This window comes from Sphingomonas immobilis (genome assembly GCF_030580995.1).
GTDB lineage: Bacteria > Pseudomonadota > Alphaproteobacteria > Sphingomonadales > Sphingomonadaceae > Sphingomonas > Sphingomonas immobilis.
The window spans coordinates 62,434-79,100 of the sequence record NZ_JAUQSZ010000008.1 but is presented as its reverse complement, the minus strand read 5'-3'; the positions used below and the strand labels follow the sequence as shown (position 1 = coordinate 79,100).

The 16,667-nt window shown below is 67.3% G+C and carries 12 protein-coding genes; 3 read left to right on the top strand and 9 right to left on the bottom strand.

Features of this window, described 5'->3' with window-relative positions:
* Positions 1-53 precede the first annotated feature (53 nt).
* The 9 genes from virB11 to Q5H94_RS12405 all read right to left on the bottom strand — a co-directional run bounded on the left by virB11 (position 54) and on the right by Q5H94_RS12405 (position 8,707).
* Positions 54-1,052, bottom strand: coding sequence for a P-type DNA transfer ATPase VirB11 (gene virB11 / locus Q5H94_RS12445; RefSeq protein WP_304561594.1), 999 nt, complete (start codon positions 1,050-1,052; stop codon positions 54-56).
* A complete protein-coding gene (locus tag Q5H94_RS12440; protein ID WP_304561593.1) occupies positions 1,049-2,083 on the bottom strand; it encodes a TraB/TrbI/VirB10 family type IV secretion system protein in 1,035 nt (344 codons plus the stop codon). Before Q5H94_RS12440 ends, virB11 begins: the two co-directional genes overlap by 4 nt.
* Positions 2,084-2,145: 62 nt before the next feature.
* Positions 2,146-2,838, bottom strand: coding sequence for a TrbG/VirB9 family P-type conjugative transfer protein (locus Q5H94_RS12435; protein ID WP_304561592.1), 693 nt, complete (start codon positions 2,836-2,838; stop codon positions 2,146-2,148).
* Complete coding sequence (locus Q5H94_RS12430) at positions 2,835-3,686, bottom strand: VirB8 family type IV secretion system protein (protein WP_304561591.1); 852 nt, start codon at positions 3,684-3,686, stop codon at positions 2,835-2,837. The genes Q5H94_RS12435 and Q5H94_RS12430 overlap by 4 nt, the downstream gene beginning before the upstream one ends.
* On the bottom strand, positions 3,683-4,978 hold the full coding sequence (locus tag Q5H94_RS12425) for a type IV secretion system protein (protein WP_304561590.1): 1,296 nt from the start codon (positions 4,976-4,978) through the stop codon (positions 3,683-3,685). Before Q5H94_RS12425 ends, Q5H94_RS12430 begins: the two co-directional genes overlap by 4 nt.
* Positions 4,978-7,341, bottom strand: a complete 2,364-nt coding sequence (locus tag Q5H94_RS12420; protein ID WP_304561589.1) for a VirB4 family type IV secretion/conjugal transfer ATPase — start codon at positions 7,339-7,341, stop codon at positions 4,978-4,980. Before Q5H94_RS12420 ends, Q5H94_RS12425 begins: the two co-directional genes overlap by 1 nt.
* Positions 7,320-7,604: a VirB3 family type IV secretion system protein gene (locus tag Q5H94_RS12415; protein ID WP_304561588.1), complete on the bottom strand. Its 285-nt coding sequence runs from the start codon at positions 7,602-7,604 to the stop codon at positions 7,320-7,322. Before Q5H94_RS12415 ends, Q5H94_RS12420 begins: the two co-directional genes overlap by 22 nt.
* A 4-nt stretch (positions 7,605-7,608) precedes the next feature.
* Positions 7,609-7,926: a TrbC/VirB2 family protein gene (locus tag Q5H94_RS12410; protein WP_304561587.1), complete on the bottom strand. Its 318-nt coding sequence runs from the start codon at positions 7,924-7,926 to the stop codon at positions 7,609-7,611.
* Positions 7,927-8,062: 136 nt separating this feature from the next.
* Positions 8,063-8,707 (bottom strand): TetR family transcriptional regulator, encoded by a 645-nt coding sequence (locus Q5H94_RS12405; RefSeq protein WP_304561586.1) that lies wholly within the window; start codon positions 8,705-8,707, stop codon positions 8,063-8,065.
* A gap of 178 nt (positions 8,708-8,885) precedes the next feature.
* Between Q5H94_RS12405 and Q5H94_RS12400 the strand changes: the two genes are divergently transcribed.
* From Q5H94_RS12400 to Q5H94_RS12390, 3 genes are all read left to right on the top strand, one after another.
* Positions 8,886-9,869, top strand: a complete 984-nt coding sequence (locus Q5H94_RS12400; protein ID WP_304561585.1) for a LysR family transcriptional regulator — start codon at positions 8,886-8,888, stop codon at positions 9,867-9,869.
* A gap of 173 nt (positions 9,870-10,042) precedes the next feature.
* Positions 10,043-13,339, top strand: coding sequence for an acetyl-CoA carboxylase family protein (locus Q5H94_RS12395; protein WP_304561584.1), 3,297 nt, complete (start codon positions 10,043-10,045; stop codon positions 13,337-13,339).
* A 22-nt stretch (positions 13,340-13,361) separates the two neighbouring features.
* Positions 13,362-16,646 carry an acetyl-CoA carboxylase family protein gene (locus Q5H94_RS12390; protein ID WP_304561583.1) on the top strand — a complete coding sequence of 1,095 codons (3,285 nt, stop codon included), beginning with the start codon at positions 13,362-13,364 and terminating at the stop codon, positions 16,644-16,646.
* The last annotated feature ends 21 nt before the right edge of the window (positions 16,647-16,667 follow it).

Here is a 16,667-nt window from a genome sequence, read left to right as displayed (position 1 = left end):
CGATGGTCGCGCTGCGAGGCTAGACCGCGCAGCGGAAAGACACAAGCGGATGCTTACAGGGCTGACGAATCGTCGCGTGCGAGGCGCATTTCCTGGATCACGCGCCGCCCGCCGGTTCGCGCGACTTGCACGAAAACGTCGATTGTCGAGCGCACATAGTGATGAACGTCCTCGCGACTCAGCCGCGTTCCCGTCTGCAGCACGAGCAGAGCGAGTTGCTCGACCGCGCGTTCGGGGCTGTCGGCATGAATCGTGGTCATCGATCCAGGATGGCCGGTATTGACGGCGCGCAGGAAGGTATAGGCCTCGTCGCCGCGCAGTTCGCCGACGATGATGCGGTCGGGCCGCATGCGCAGCGACGCGCCGAGCAGGTCGCTAGCGCTGACGTGCGCCTCGCCGAGTGTGCTGCGCGCCGCCAGCAGGCCGACTGCATTGGGATGGCGCAGGCGAAGCTCGGGCGTGTCCTCGATCAGGATCAGCCGCTCCTCGGGCGGAATCTCGCCGATCAGGGCGTTGAGGAAGGTCGTCTTGCCGGTCGATGTGCCCCCCGACACGAGGATATTCTTCCGTCCCTTCACCGCCGCCGACAGCAGACCGGCGAAGTCGCGCGCCGCCAGCCGTTCGCGCAACAGGCGATCGAGATCGCTCGGACCGGCATCGTCACCCGCCTGCGTCTCCGCGAACGCCCCGGACGACACGTAATCGTCCAGCGCGATATCCGCGGAAAGATGCTTGCGAATGGCGAGCGCTAGCGGCCCACGTGTCGCGGGCGGCGCGACAATCTGAACGCGCGCGCCGTCCGGCAGCGTCGCCGAAAGCAACGGATGCTCGCGGCTGATGCCTTGGTGCGATAGAGCTGCGACCTGCCGCGCGAGACGCGCGAGCGTCGCCTCGTCGAGCGCGGGCACATCGTGCCGCTCGATCGTCCCGTGCAGCGTCTCGATCCACAACTCAGCCGGTCGATTGATGTAGAGATCAGTCACGTCCCCCCGCGCGAGCGCGTCGGCGAGCGGCGCGAGGTAGCGGTGGAGATAGACTGGCTCGGCGTTCACTTCCCGCTCTCGACGGAGGTGAAGTCGAGATCGCGCGCGACGAACACGCTGATTGACGTGCCTTGCGCAACGCGCAGCGTCGGCGCGATCGGCGCACCCTGCGTCAGCGGTTGCGTCAGCGTCTGGCCGACGCCGGGCAGGGCCACGACGAGGGAATTGTTGTTGTTGCCGATCCGCGAGGCGAGGTTTGCGCCGACGTCCAGGGAGGTTTGCAGGATCGCGAGGCCGAAGCGTTCGAAAAAGTGGTTGTTGACCTTCCCGCGTACGCCCGCGCGGCCGAGCGTGTCGGCCGCTGGCGAGCCGATCGCAATGCTGACGCCGTCGGGCCGGATCAGCCGGCTCCAGGTGATGAGCGCGCGGTTCTGGCCGGGCTGGAGCTGGGCGCGATAATCACCGAACAGGCGGCTGCCGCGCGGGATCAGGACGCGCGATCCGTCGAAGCCGCGCACGTCGCGCGAGACCACGGCGCGCGTCGGGCCGGGCCGTGTCGAATCGAATGCGGCCTCCAGCACGACGGGGATGAGCGTGCCCTGCACCACCGTCGTCGCGCGGTTGTGCATCACTGTTGCGCGGGCGGGCGCGGCGTTGGGGGCGAAGGCGCCGTCGCCGCCCGTATTCGGCGGCCGCGGTGTCGTGTCTGGCGACGGGGCGCCGGTGACGGAGCCGGTGTCGAGCACGACCGCGGAGTCGCTTCCCTCGCGCACCGGCGCCGTCGGCTGGGGCGGGGTGACCGGCAGAGTGGGCTGCGGCATGTAAACAATGTGCGGCTGCGGCGGCGCGACGTAGCGCGGCACTGGTGCGGGCACGGGCTCGGCAAGTGGGGCGAGCGCGACGACGGGCGGCGGTACAGGCGGCAGTACGAGCTGCGGCACCGCCTGCGCGCGCGTGACGGCGCTGTCGTCCACCGATCGAACGGGCGGGGCCGACGATGCGCGCCGCCGCGCATCGAGCACGGAGAACAGCAGCACGCCGAGCAGCACGAGCCCGATCGCCATCACCCAGATCGGCACGCCGGCGGAGGGAGCCGCCACGACTGGGCGCTTGTCGCCGTCACGCTCAGGCTGGAGCCGGCGGGGATCAGCAGAGGATGCCATCACGAACCGCGCCGCCTCTGTCGCGTCGCGGTGGCGACGGCAACCTGCTTGTCGATGCGAAAGACGAAGCGCGGCGCTACGCTGTCGACGACATACTGCCCGTCGCGCATCATGCCGTTGACCAGCGCCTCGCCCGTTTCCGGCAGCACGGCAAAGATCGCGGGCAAGGTCTGGCCGGGTGCGAAGGTGATGTAGGTGTGTACGCCGTCGTCGCGGATCGACTGCGGCCGGACGGCACGGTCGCCACTGATCTTGTAGCGCGTGGGTTCGCGGGCGGGGGTGCCGTCCACGACGGCGACGGCCGGCGCGGGATATTCGAAGCGCACCGTGAACGGCATGTCGGGCAGCGGGCCGTAGGCGGGCGTCAGCACGAAGCTGTACGAGCGCGCATCGGTGACGACCGTCATGTTGGTGGTAATGCCGGGCTGGCGCGGCTTGATGAAGAGGTGATCGGCGCGCTTGCTCGGCGTGACCTGCCATGCGTTGCTGTCGCCGAGCGCGACCGTCTCGATCCGCTCGTCCGCCGAGAATTCGATGGTGAGCAGATAGCCGGGCGTGACCTGCAACTGCACGACCTCGCCGGGATCGTACCGCACCGTCTGGATGCGCGGATCGCCGGCTGAGGGCGTCGGGCGGATCTCCGCGCTCGCCAGCGACGGCACGCACGCCAGCAAGAGCAGCGCGCGCCTCACCGCGTCGCGGCTCCGGTGGGCGTGTCGCGCGGCGGCCCCTGATAGGTAGGCGGCGCGGGCAGCACGATCGGCATGGAGCGATATGGCGGGCGGACGCTGATGATGGGCGCGGCTGTCGCGGAAGCGGTGGCTGCCGGCTTCGGTTCGGGCTCGGCGACGGGCGCCTGTTCCTGGTCGCGGCGATAGCGCTCGACCTGGAAGCCGAGCGGATTGAGCAGCCGGTCACCAAGCTGCAGCGGTTCGCTGGAGAAGCGGTAGCGGATCACCGCGACCCAGGCGCGGGGCGGCAGCACCTGCCCGCCGGCATCGCGCCGCACCGTGTCGAAGCGCACCAGCGCCGCGCGCGCACCCAGCGGCGACACGCTCTTGATCCGCGTTTCGACCACGCTGCTGCGCGGCAGGCGCGCAAGCGGGCTGGCGGGGTTGCTCGCCTGCATTCCCGCGACATAGTCGCCGCGCGCCGGGTTGATCGACCACAAGGCGACCTTCCTGTAGTTCGCCTGCAGCGCGTCGACGTCGAAGCTCTCCCGCGCGATGACATATTGCGCGAGGAAGCTCTGCGTCAGCGCGGCATCGGGCGCGATCGTCTGCGCCTCGACGGGCTTCAGCGCCTGGACGTAGCCGGTGTTGCGATCGACCATCAACGTATAGGGCTCGACCGTCTTCAGCGGCGTCAGCAGGATCAGCGCCGCCGCTTCGAACAGTGCGACGACGACGGCGACGCTTGCGACGATCCAGGCGATCCGCCGAGATGCGCGCAGCTCCGTCTGACGATCCTCCGCCCAGCTTCCGGCCTCGCGGTAATACGCATCGAGCGCTGCGCGGTGGCTTTTGTCGCTATCGCTCACGTCATCGCCTTCTGGGCATCCCGGCGGCCCGCGCCGGCGGAGATGCGGGTGGATGTGCGGCGTCGCGCCGACTGGCCGATCGGGATTGCCGCCATCGCCGTCATGTCACGCGGGGCCTGGCTTTGCACGCCACCATTGCGCGCGGCCGCTTGCGCCACGGTGCTCGCGCGGGGTGAAGCCGCCGCCGCCGCGTCGCGCCGCTGGCTGGTGGCGACGGCATCGGCGATCGCGCGTGCGCGGTCGCGCCCGACCGGGGCGGTCGCTTCGGCAACGGCGGGTGCCGCGTGGCGCTCCACCAGCGCGGCGTGCAGCGCGCTGGCCGCGCGCGACGATGCCTCACGCACCGCCACCGGCAGGCGAAATCCGCTCGCGATACGCACCGACGCCGCCAGCCCGGCGAGCAGCGCCAGCGCGAACACGATCGTCAACGCGAGCAGTTCGATCGGCACGGCGGGCGTCGGCAGATCGGCCTGGCGATCGGCCATGATCGCCGCCAGCCACGGCTCGAGGATCGCCAGCTCGACGCCGAGCAGCACCGCCGCCGTCAGCCCACCAAGCGCCGCTGCGCCGAGCGCGCGCACCCAGCCGTCGAACAGTCCGCGCGTCGTGTCGAACAGCAGGAACAGCGCGAACAGCGGCCCCAGCGCCAGCAACAGCCCCGCCACCAGCCGCACCCCGGCAAGCGAGCCGATCGCGCCGGCGAGATAGACGGTGCGCGCCTGCGCGAGGATCTCCTGGTCACGCTGCCGGTCCCAGCGGGGGCGATCGCCGAGCGCCATCGCATGCTGCACCGCCTGCGCCTGTTGCGCGGGAGTCAGCGGCTGCACGCTCGGGCCGACGACCTCGTCGATGTTGGGCGGCTTGCCGGAGCCGATGCGGACCAGTTCGGCAAAGGCGTCGTCGACCGCGCCAAGATGATCGTCGAGCGCGCCGCCCGCCCCCGGCAAACCGCCGCCGACATAGGCCGCAAGCTCCGCCGGCGCGCGCAGTGCGAGATCGTAAAAGACCGTGCGATAGGCCGGCCAGCTCGTCGCCAGTGCCAGCACGACGCCGATCTTGACCAGCGCCATCACCGCCTCGCGCACGCCCGGCGCCTGGCCGAACAGCATGCGGTATCCGAACAGCGCGACGAACAGCGTCAGCAGCCCCGTCATCGCCACCGCGACCGGCGATCCCGGCGTGGCGAGCGCCTGATAGCCGAACGCGCCGATCCCCTGCGCCTGGCAATCGATATGCGCGAGCGTCTCGACGACGAACGCGCCGTCGGTAGAAAGGGCGGGGCAATCCGCCATCAGGCACGCTCCAGCAGGCGCGGCATCCACGCCTCGGGATCGTCGCCGGTGGTCGCGCGGATCTCGTCGAGCAGCCGCACGGTGCGCTCGCGGCCCGACAGGATGGTCAGCAGATCGGCCTCGCCCGACAGGTTGAGCCGCACCACGACGCTGTCGGTGCCGTGCTTGATGAGGAAGCAGTGCGCGTCGTCGGGCAGGGTGCGGACGATCTCGTATTCGTGCGGCGTCAGGCCGAAGCCGCCGACATAATCCTCGGCGCGGGCGCGCGGGTTCGCCATGAAGATCTGCGTCGCCGCCTGTTCGATAATGGCGCTGGCGATCTTGCTTTCCAGTGCGTCCTGCGCGCTCTGCGTCGCGAAGCCGACGATGCCGTTGCGCTTGCGGATGGTCTTTTCCCAATCCTTGATGCGGCGCACGAACACCTCGTCGTCGAGTGCCTTCCAGCCTTCGTCGACGACGATGATCGCGGCATTGCCGTCCAGCCGTTCCTCGACGCGGTGGAACAGGTACATCATTGCCGGCGTGCGCACGGCGGGATCGTCGAGGATCGCGGTCATGTCGAAACCGACCGCATCGACGGAGAGGTCGGTCAGGTCGGCCGCATTGTCGAACAGCCAGGCGCGCTCGCCGTCGCCCCACCAGGCGCGCAGTCGCGCCCAAAGATCGGCAGCGTGCGGGCGGTGGCCGCCGCGGAACAGCTCGACGAAATGGCGCAGGCGGCGGTGCGCCATGTCGGTCGCGAAATTCGCGTCGATTGCATCCTTGATCCGCTCGATCTCGTCGAAGTCGGCACCGCCGGCGAGCTGCGCGACCCAGTCGATCAGGAACTGGCGGTTGACGGGGTTGTCCGCAATCTGCAGCGGATTGAGCCCCGATGCGACCCCCGGCCGCAGCAGATCGTACCGCCCGCCGATCGCGCGGATGAACAGCTCCGCGCCGCGGTCCTTGTCGAAGAAGATGATGCGCGGGGCGAATTTCCGTGCCTGGGCGAGCAGGAAGTTGAGCACCACCGTCTTGCCCGACCCCGACGGCCCGATGACCGTGAAATTGCCGAGATCGCCCTGATGGAAGTTGAAATGATACGGCCCCGCCGCCGTCGTTTCCAGCAACGTGACGGCATCGCCCCAGTGATTACCGCGCGCGCGGCCCAGCGCGAAATTGTGCCCGCTCGCCAGCCCCGCGAAATTGCCGGTCGAGACCAGTCCACGCCGGGCGATATATTTGAAATTTCCGGGAAACTGTGCCCAGAAGGCGGGCTCCAACGCGATATCCTCGCGCACCGCGATGATGCCGAGATCGGCAAGCGAGGCCTGCACCTCGGCGACTCCGGCATCGACCTCAGCCAGTGTCTCGCCGTAGACCGCCACTGTCATGTGATGCTCGCCGAAGCCCGCGCGGCCGGCGGCGACGTCGTCCTTGGCGTTGGAAAGCTCGCCGCGCAGGCTCACTGCCTCGTCCTCGGTTGAGCGCATACGGCGCAGCGCTAGGTTCATCTTGCCGAGCGCGGCGGAGCGATCGACGAACCCGAAGGATTGCGACAGCGTGAGTTCGAACGGCAGCCGCAGCAGTTCGTCGAACATGCCGGGCGCGGTCTGGCCGGGATAATCCTTGATCGAGACGAGGCCGATGAAGCGCCGCCCGGACTCGCCGTGCGGCCCGAGCTCTGCCGTCTCCTGCCCAAAACTGATGCGGCGATAGGGCAGATACGCGCCGAGATCCTGCGTCGGCAGCATCACCGGCCGCATCTCGCCATTGTAGAGCGTCGAGAGGAACTCGAGCGGCTCCGAGCACGCCCCGTGCGGGGTCTCGTATACGCTCAGCAGGCGCGGTTCGTAGCTTCCGAGCTGCGCCATCAGCGCGTCGCGCGCGGCATCCAGCGTGCGCAGCTCGTGCGCGGTCTGCACGCCCGCATCCTTGCCGATCCCGCCGCGCAGCCGCTCGGCGAGGCCGATGCGCCCCTGCAACGGCCGGCGCACGATCGTCAGGTACAGGTCGTTGACGTAGAGCTTCTTCGCCGCCAGCCGCTCGCGCCAGGTCGCATCGAGCGCGGTGGAAAACGCATCGGGGAAGCGCCCTGGCAGATCGACCTCCACCTGTCGCCGCACGATATGGTGATAGATGGCGAAGCGCGACGATCCGATCGCCTGCAGCATCGCGTCGCGTAGGGACTTGCGGTAATTGATCTCGTCGGTGTCGGCGGTCTCGAACAGCAGGCCGCGCAGGCGGATCGTCTGCAGCAGCAGGCCGTCGCGCGTCTCGATCGTGTAATCGTCGACATGGCGGGCGTAGGGCAGATGATGTCCCGCCGGCTTTTCCCGCTTCACCGTCTCCGGGCCACGGCTCAGGGACGGTAGGAGTTGCATCGCCAGATCGCATGATTGCGGACGCGCGGGCACGTGCGCGCGCGGGTCAGCCACAGGTCGAAGATGCGCGGCTCCCGCACGCTCAGCACCATGCCGAAGAGATGCGCGGCCACGGCGACCAGCAGTACCCAGATAGAATGGAAGATCAGGAACAGCTCGGTCGCGACGACGCCGTTGACGATGAAATAGCTGTAGGTGACGCCCGCGAACATCTGCGGCCGCGTCAGCGCGACGAAGACCGGGTCGTGATCGATCCCGGACATGGCTTCAGTTGCCGAGCGTGGCGGTGGACTGGATACCCGCCACGATGCTGGCCGCGCCGAACAGGATGAAACAGCCGACGATCACCGTCGCGCCGTACCGCCAGTTGATCCGGCCGGTCAGCATCATCAGCCCGACGGCGGCGACCGCGATGATGGCGACGACGGTCGCCACCGTGCCGAGCAGGGTGCCCTGCAACCAGCGCACAGCGGAGACGATCACGCCCGAACCGGCGGGATCGCTCAGCGATTCCTGGGCGAAGGCCTGGGTCGATGTGATCATGCCCGAGCAAGCGACGAATACACGCAGCAGGGCTTTACGCATCTTGATCAGCGGACATCCTCCTTTTTTGCGCCGCTGAGACTCGACGCGATCTCGTCATCTCGTCGAGCACTTTGCCATGTTACGTCAACCGCGATTATTAGAACAGGGGCGGCCCCAGCTTAGTCTGATGGCACTCTTATGGAAGCAGGATGCCGTTCATCAGAAAGTCGATGGTGTGCCGCGTATAGCGGCGTTTTAGGTCTTCGCTTATGTCGTCGATCCCGAATACCAGTGCGACCAGCAGCCGCAGCGAGATGATCTGGTCGCAGGCGCCGACCGCGTTGATGTAAAACAGGAACGGGTTGAGCGACCGGAATTCGCCGAGCCGAACGCCCTCTTCGAAAATCTTGTGATGTGCGTTGACCATTGGGCGCAGGAAGCGGTCTGTGATCTCGCGCTGCTCCTCGCCGGTCGCTTCTTTCGCCATTTTCAAAATCAAACGGTTGATGAAAGGATGCTTGAAATACAGTGCGACCAGCCCGGCCAGGTGAATGCGCATCTTGTCCGCCGGCGACATTTCCGAGCTGACCAGCGACTGAAGCTGGACCAGCGCCACGTCGAGATCACGCTCGAGCAGCGCGCGCAGCAGCCCGCGCTTGTTGCCGAAATAATATTTGACCAGCGCGACATTCACGCCGGCGCGTTCGGCCACGTCGATCAGCGGGATTTCCAGTTGGTCGCGTTCGCGCATCAACGCGCCCGTGGCGTCGATCAGCACCTCGCGCGGAGAGATTCGCTTGCGGGATTCGGGCCCGCCGCCGTCCGGCGCGAGGTCGGGCACGGCCGTCGGGGGCTCAGGAGTGGTGCGACGTCTTACCATCTGGTCAGCGATCTTCTGTCAAATGCTATGCGCCGCGGACAACACTGTTGCAACCGACCTTGGGACGCCGCACATCACACGGTAAGAGAAGGATCAATACCGTCCGCCCGAACGCCGGGACACGGCAGAGGCGACAAGCATGATAAGCTTCGAAACCAAGCAATTGCGCGCTTTTGTCGGCATCGCCCAGATGCGGTCTTTCACGCTCGCGGCGCATACGCTTGCAATATCGCGGCCGGCGCTGTCGCTGCAACTCGCCAAATTTGAAAAGCAGCTTGGGTTCACGTTGTTCGAGCGCACGACCCGCGCCGTCATCCTTACGCCCGAGGGCGCGAAGCTGCTGCCCTTTGCCGAGCGGGCACTGGCGGAGCATGATCTGCTCGAGGCCGAGGTGCGCAAAATGCGCAAGGGCAGCGGTCTGGTGAAGGTCGGCACCGCCATCCACACCAGCCGCTGGGCGTTGCGCAACCGTATCCTCGACGAGTTTTCGCAGATTTACACGAATGTTGAACTTCAGGTCCAAACCGGATTTCAGAAGAACCTGCTCGGTGCGCTGGAAAGCGGCGTGATCGACGCTGTCCTGTTCGGTGGCGTGTCCACGACGCGCGCCGAGTACCAGGACCGGCAGGCGACGCGCCACAGTTCGGAGGGCCTCTACCCGGACGACCTGGCGCGGGTAATGCTGGAGCGGCGGCGTATAGAATTGTTGATCCCGGCCGATTTCGCGCTCGCCGCCGAACCCGCCGTCAGCCCGGAGATGCTTGCCGGTGTCACGGTCGCGCTGCCCCACCCTGGCAATTGTCCACCGTTGTATGGCGGCTTTATCGAGCTGCTGGAAAATGTTGGTGGCAATGCCCAGTATATCCCGGATCACAATGCCTATTCGCTCGATCAATATTGCCGGCGCAACCGCGTCATTACGCTGACGCCGGGTCAGTTCATTGATGAGCCGATGGTCGATATCGTCAGCCGTTATGTCGAGGGTTTCGATCCCTGTTGTGAGTTGGTCCTGCTCAGTCGACCCGGCGATCAAGCGCCCGCGCTGCGATCGTTGCTGGCGTTTGCGCGGACACTCGGCCTCACCGGCCAGCGCGGCGTACGCATCGGCAACGGCTTGAGCTGAAACGGTCGCCTATTGGTTTGATTCGCAAACCAATCTTCCCTGAATGCAACTCGACACTCGGACCTGACCGGTTAATCTGACCCGATAAAGACGTTCGGGGAGGTTATTAAACGCATGTTTCGGGGAACGCGTGCGCGCGCTCGCGGCGCGGTGCCGGCAGGTTTCGGACGCTGATGTTCCGCCGGCTGCTGATCGCCAATCGCGGAGAGATCGCCATCCGCATCGCGCGTGCCGCGGCGTCGCTGGGGATCGAAACGCTCGCCATCTACCCGCAGGACGATGCGGCGTCGCTGCATGTCCGTATCGCCGATGCCTCCGCGGTGTTGCCGGGGCGCGGTGTCGCTGCCTATCTGGATGGTGACGCGCTCATTGCCGCGGCGGTGGCGGCAGGCTGCGATGCAGTGCATCCCGGCTACGGCTTCCTCGCCGAGAACGTGGCTTTTGCGGAAAGCTGCGCCGCCGCCGGCCCCCGCTTCATCGGCCCCGATGCCGACCATATTCGCCTGTTCGGGGACAAGGCTTCGGCACGCGCCTATGCGCAGCGGCTGGGCGTCCCGTTGCTGCCGGGTACGCAGGCGGCGACGTCATTGGAAGAAGCGGAGGCGTTCGCGCGCGGCCCGGCGGCAGGGCGTCCGGTCATGCTCAAGGCGCTGGCCGGCGGTGGTGGGCGCGGGATGCGGGTCGTGTCGAGCCCGGATCAGATTGCCGAGGCGTTCGAGCGGTGCCGGTCGGAGGCGCAGGCCGCGTTCGGCGACGGCGCGCTCTATGTCGAACAACTGGTCGAGCGCGCGCGCCACGTCGAAGTGCAGGTGATCGGGGACGGGTCGGGCGCGGTCAGTCACCTGCACGAGCGCGATTGCACCCTCCAGCGCCGCAATCAGAAGCTCGTCGAGATCGCGCCGTCCCCCGGCCTGCCCGACGCGACCCGTCAAAGGCTCTGTGCCGCGGCGGTCGCGATGGCTTCCGAATGTCGCTACTCCGGCCTCGGCACCTTCGAATTTCTGGTCGATGCGGATCGCCTCGACGATTTCTGGTTCATGGAAGTGAACCCGCGCGTTCAGGTCGAGCATACGGTGACGGAGGAAATCACCGGCATCGACCTCGTCCAGGCGCAGATCCGCGTGGCGTCGGGTGCGTCGCTCGCGTCGCTCGGTCTGGAACAATCGGCGATCCCGGCGCCGCGCGGTTTCGCGATCCAGTTACGCATCAACATGGAGACGACGGACGAGACCGGGGCACCGCGTCCATCCGGCGGCACGATCAGCACCTATGAACTGCCGTCGGGTCCGGGCGTGCGGACCGACGGTTTCGGCTATGCTGGCTATCCCGCCAACGCCAGCTACGATCCGCTGCTGGTCAAGCTGATCGTTTCGGCCACGTCACGGCGAACGATGGACGATTATCGCGCGCTGCTTACTAAAGCGGGCCGGGCTGCGGCCGAAACGCGGATTGACGGCGTCGCGACCAATCTCGCTCTCCTGCGCGTGCTGGTCGGCGATCCGGCGGTACGAGCCGACGCCATCACCACGCGGTTCATAGAGGGGCATGCGGCGGATCTCGTCGCGGCTGCCGCCGCCATCGGCCCCGGCGTGCTGCCGGTAGCCGACACCGGGGCGACGCCAGGCACCCGCACGCGAGCGGAAGTGCCGCCAGGCATGGTCGCAATACGCGCGCACAGCGTCGGCACGATCGTTGCGATCGGTATCGAAGCGGGAGATGTCGTGCGGCGCGGCCAGCAAATCGCGATCCTCGAAGCCATGAAGATGGAACACCCCGTCCTCTCCGATGTCGACGGCATCGTGCGCGAGATCGGCAGCGAGATCGGGGCGACGGTCTCGGAAGGTGATATTTTGCTCGCCGTCGAGCCTGCCGAACTCGAGGACGCGGTCGAGGCTATCGAGGCCGAAACCGATCTCGACGCGATCGGCCCGGCGCTCGCGGAAACGATCGCGCGCCACGCCGTCGGCCTCGACGAAAATCGACCCGAGGCGGTGGGGAAGCGGCACGCCAAGGGCAAGCGCACCGTCCGCGAGAATATTGCCGACCTGCTCGATGCGGACAGCCTCATCGAATATGGCGCACTCGCATTGGCTGCCCAGCGCCGCCGCCGCTCGCTGGACGAGTTGATCCGCATCAGCCCGGCGGACGGGCTGGTCGCGGGCGTCGGCACCGTCAACGCCGCGCTGTTCGAGGAGCGCGCCGCCCAGTGCATGGTCATGGGCTACGACTATACCGTCTTCGCCGGCACGCAGGGCGGCATGAACCACAAGAAGATGGACCGCCTGCTCGGCATCGCGCGCGAACAGTTGTTGCCCGTCATCTCGTTTACCGAGGGTGGCGGCGGCCGCCCCGGTGACACCGACAAGATGCGCGTCGCGGGTCTTGAGGAGACTTCCTTCACCGAATTCGCGCGGTTGAGCGGCAAGGTGCCGCTGATCGGCGTCACATCGGGGCGGTGCTTCGCGGGCAACGCTGCCCTGCTCGGTTGCTGCGACGTCATCATCGCGACTGCGAACGCCAATATCGGCATGGGCGGCCCGGCCATGATCGAGGGCGGCGGACTGGGCGTGTTCACGCCGGAACAGGTCGGGCCGATGTCCGTGCAGGTCGCCAACGGTGTGGTCGATATTCCCGTCGCGGACGAGGTGGCGGCGGTTGTGGCTGCACGCCAGTATCTGTCCTATTTTCAGGGGACGCTGACGGACTGGAGCGCCGCGGACCAGCGTGCGCTGCGCCACATCATCCCGGAGAACCGGTTGCGCGTCTACGATGTGCGCCGGGTAATCGAGACGTTGGCGGATACCGGCTCCGTGCTGGAGCTGCGGCGCGCCTTCGGCCCCGGCATTATCACCGCGCTGATCCGTATCGAGGGGCGTCCGGTCGCGCTGATCGCCAACGATCCGCAAATCTTGTCGGGCGCGATCGACAGCGACGCGGCGGACAAGGGGGCACGCTTCCTTCAGCTTGCCGACACGCACGGTCTGCCGGTGCTGTCGCTCTGCGACACGCCGGGCTTCATGGTCGGCCCCGAAAGCGAGACGAGCGCAGCAGTCCGTCATATGTCGCGGCTGTTCCTGGCCGGCGCCAATATGTCCGAGCCGATGATGACGGTCGTCTTGCGCAAGGCCTATGGTCTCGGCGCGATGGCAATGTCAGGCGGGAGCTCGCTGCAGACCCTGTTCACCGTCTCCTGGCCGCAGGGCGAGTTCGGCGGCATGGGCCTCGAAGGGTCGGTACGGCTTGGCTACCGCAAGGAGCTGGAGGCGATCGGCGATCCTGCCGCCCGTGAGACCAAGTTCCAGGAAATGGTGGCCGAGCTCTACCAACAGGGCAAGGCGATCAACGCCGCCAGCTATTGCGAAATCGACGATGTCATCGACCCGGCGGCGACGCGCCGCTGGATTCTGAGCTCGTTGCGCTCTCGCCCCCCACGCCCGCACCGGCCCCGGCGCTACGTCGATGCCTGGTGAGCAAGCAGCGAAAAGACCCCGTATGAAAAAAGTGCTGATCGCCAACCGCGGTGAAATCGCGATCCGTATCGCGCGCGCCTGCGCCGATCTGGAAATCGCCACCGTCGCGATATTCTCGACCGACGACGCCGGTTCGCTGCATGTGCGGCGGGCCGACGAAGCGGCGGCACTGCCGGGCATCGGCGCGGCGGCCTATCTCGATATCGACGCGGTGATCGCGGCGGCTGTGGCGAGCGGTTGCGACGCGGTGCATCCGGGGTACGGCTTCCTGAGCGAGAACCCCGCTTTCGCCAGTCGCTGCGGCGAGGCGGGACTTACCTTCGTCGGTCCCGAACCCGAGACGCTTGCGCTGTTCGGAGACAAGGCGGCGGCGCGCGCGCTCGCGGCGCGGTGCGGGCTGCCGCTGGCCTCGGGCAGTGACGGTGGTATCGATCTTGCGGAGGCACACGCCTTCTTCGCCGGTCTGGGCGGGCGTGCCGCCATCATTAAGGCCGTGTCGGGCGGCGGTGGACGCGGTATGCGCGTCGTGCGCGAAGCGGATGCGCTCGAGGACGCCTTCACGCGCTGCGCGTCGGAGGCAAAGGCGGCGTTCGGATCGGATGCGCTCTATATCGAGGAGTATATCGAGCGGGCACGTCACATCGAGATTCAGGTGGTCGGCGATGCGACCGGCACCATCGCGCACCTCCACGACCGCGAATGCAGCGCGCAGCGCCGCCATCAGAAGCTGGTCGAGATCGCGCCGAGCCCTTGGCTGGAACCGGCGATCCGCGAACAGCTCTCGGCGGGGGCGATCACGTTGGCCGCCGCCGCCACGTACCGTTCGGTCGGCACCGTCGAGTTTCTGGTCGAAACCGATGTGGCGGGGGCGGCGACGGGGCGCTGGCTGTTCATGGAAATGAACCCGCGTCTCCAGGTCGAGCATACCGTCACCGAGGAAGTGACCGGCGTCGATCTGGTGCAGGCGCAGTTGCGCATCGCCGCCGGGGAGACGTTGGACGCAATCGGCATCACTGCCGCGTCGGGGCGCGCACCGGCCGGTTTCGCAATCCAGTTGCGCATCAACATGGAAACCTTCGCTGCGGACGGCGCGACCTATCCTTCCGGGGGTGTGTTGCGGGCGTTCGATCCTCCCTCGGGCGGCGGCGTGCGCGTGGAGAGTTTCGGCTATCAGGGATACGAAACCGTCGCGAGTTTCGACTCGCTGCTTGCAAAGCTCGTCGTCCACGCGCCCGGACGCTTCGCCGATACCGTGCGCCGCGCGTACCGCGCTCTCTGCGAGTTCCGCGTCGAGGGCGTCGAGACGAACATCCCGCTGCTGCAGAATATCCTGCTGCATCCCGATTTCGCCGCCGGGCGTGTCGACACGCGCTTTATCGAACGTGAAGCGGCGGTGCTTGCCGCGCCGCATGCCCATCCTGCGTTGCACGCCCCCGCCGGAGGTGGCGCGACGGTGGCCGCCGAGCGCGACGAGGAGGCGATCAGCGTACCCGATGCGGTCGCCGTGCGCTCGCCGATGCAGGGCCAGCTTGTCGTCATGGACGTCGGCGAAGGCGACGTGGTCAGCGCCGGGCAAAGGCTCGCGGTGGTCGAGGCGATGAAGATGGAGCACGCCGTTTTTGCCGATGTGACCGGAACCGTGGTCGCGGCGCCTGGCCGTGTCGGTCAGCCGGTGCGGCGCGGCGCGATCCTGGTCGAAGTCGCCGAAGGCGACGTCGAGGGCGCCGGGATGGTCGGCGTCGATACCAGCGCCGAGCACGAGATGCTGGAGGTGCTCGGCGGCATTGAGACGATCCGCGCGGGCCTCGCCGATGAAGCGCGCCCCATCGCCGTCGCCAAGGCGCGCAAGCGTGACGCCTATACCGCGCGCGAACGCATCGCGATGCTCTGCGACACCGGGTCGTTCACGGAGGTCGGTGGCCTCGTCCGTGTCGAAGGACTGGACGAAAGCGCGCGCGGCGATTCCATCATTACCGGCACCGCGACGATCGAGGGGCGTCCGGTCGTGGTCATCTCGCAGGATTTCTCGCTGCTCGGCGGCAGCATGGGGCACCTCGGCACCGAAAAGCTGGAACGCGCGATCCGCCTCGCGCTGAACCAGGGCCTGCCGTTCGTCATGCTGCTCGATGGCGGCGGACACCGGATTCAGGACGGCCAGAACTCGCGCGCCTATGCGCGTGGCGGGTATATGTTCCACAATTTCGCACGGCTGTCCGGCTATGTGCCGGTGGTGGCGGCGGTGCTCGGCTTCGGCTTCGCCGCCAATACCAATTTCTGCGGCATGGCGGATTTCGTCGTGATGGTGCGTGACAAGGCAACGATGGGGCTGGCCGGGCCGGCGCTGGTCAAGGCCGGCACGGGCGAGGAGATCGACGCGCTGGCACTCGGTGGTGCGGCGATGCAGGTCGATGGGCAAGGGCTCGCCGATCTCGGCGTCGCGAACGAGGATGACGCCTTTGCGGCGATGCGCGACTACCTCTCCTATCTGCCGACCAACGCGCAGCATCCCGCGCCACGCCGCGACGCCGATCCCGCCGACGATGCCGCGGATCGGGCGGAGGCGCTGCTCGGCGCGGTGCCCGTCAACACGCGGCGCACCTACGACGTTCGTCCGGTGATCGCTGCCGTCGCCGATCGCGACAGCGTGTTCGAACTCAAGCCGACCTTCGCCACCAACATGGTGACGGCCTTCGCGCGCATCGCCGGGCGGCCGGTCGGCTTCATCGCCAATCAGGCGGCGAGCAAGGGCGGCATGATCGATTCCCCGGCATGCGAAAAAGCCGCGCATTTTATCGCCCTGTGCGATGCCTTTGCGTTGCCGCTGGTGTTCCTCATGGACGTGCCCGGTTTCTTCATCGGATCGGACGCGGAAAAGACCAACCTCGGCCGGCGCAGCGCCAAGGTGCTGTTCGAACTCGGTCATGCGACCGTGCCACGCATCTCGGTCATTCTGCGCAAGGGCTACGGACTCGGCTTCGTCGCGATGGCGGGCGGGCGCAGTTTCGAAGCCGATGCCTGCCTTGCCTGGCCGACTGCGGAGATCTGCGCGATGTCCGTCGAAGGTTCGGTCGATGTCGCCTACCGTAAGGATTACGAGAGCGCGCCCGATCCCGCCGCACGCCGGCAGGAGATCATCGATTCGATCCGCGCCAAGATCGGGCCGATCCAGGCAGCCGAGGGTTTCGGCGTCGATGACCTGATCGATCCCCGCACCACGCGCGCGCGCCTGAAGGAAATCCTCGCGCGCGCACCCGAGCGTCGGGTCAATCTGATGCCTGCGAAGGTTCGCGCGATCCCGCCGATCTGATCTTGCGGGAGTCGGGCGCGA

What these genes read in the sequence shown, in the direction of transcription:
- Q5H94_RS12425 (WP_304561590.1), bottom strand. Translation starts at nt 4,978, where the DNA reads ATGGCGGATTGCCCCGCCCTTTCTACCGACGGCGCGTTCGTCGTCGAG.
- Q5H94_RS12420 (WP_304561589.1), bottom strand. Translation starts at nt 7,341, where the DNA reads ATGCAACTCCTACCGTCCCTGAGCCGTGGCCCGGAGACGGTGAAGCGG.
- Q5H94_RS12415 (WP_304561588.1), bottom strand. Translation starts at nt 7,604, where the DNA reads ATGTCCGGGATCGATCACGACCCGGTCTTCGTCGCGCTGACGCGGCCG.
- Q5H94_RS12410 (WP_304561587.1), bottom strand. Translation starts at nt 7,926, where the DNA reads ATGCGTAAAGCCCTGCTGCGTGTATTCGTCGCTTGCTCGGGCATGATC.
- Q5H94_RS12400 (WP_304561585.1), top strand. Translation starts at nt 8,886, where the DNA reads ATGATAAGCTTCGAAACCAAGCAATTGCGCGCTTTTGTCGGCATCGCC.
- Q5H94_RS12395 (WP_304561584.1), top strand. Translation starts at nt 10,043, where the DNA reads ATGTTCCGCCGGCTGCTGATCGCCAATCGCGGAGAGATCGCCATCCGC.
- Q5H94_RS12390 (WP_304561583.1), top strand. Translation starts at nt 13,362, where the DNA reads ATGAAAAAAGTGCTGATCGCCAACCGCGGTGAAATCGCGATCCGTATC.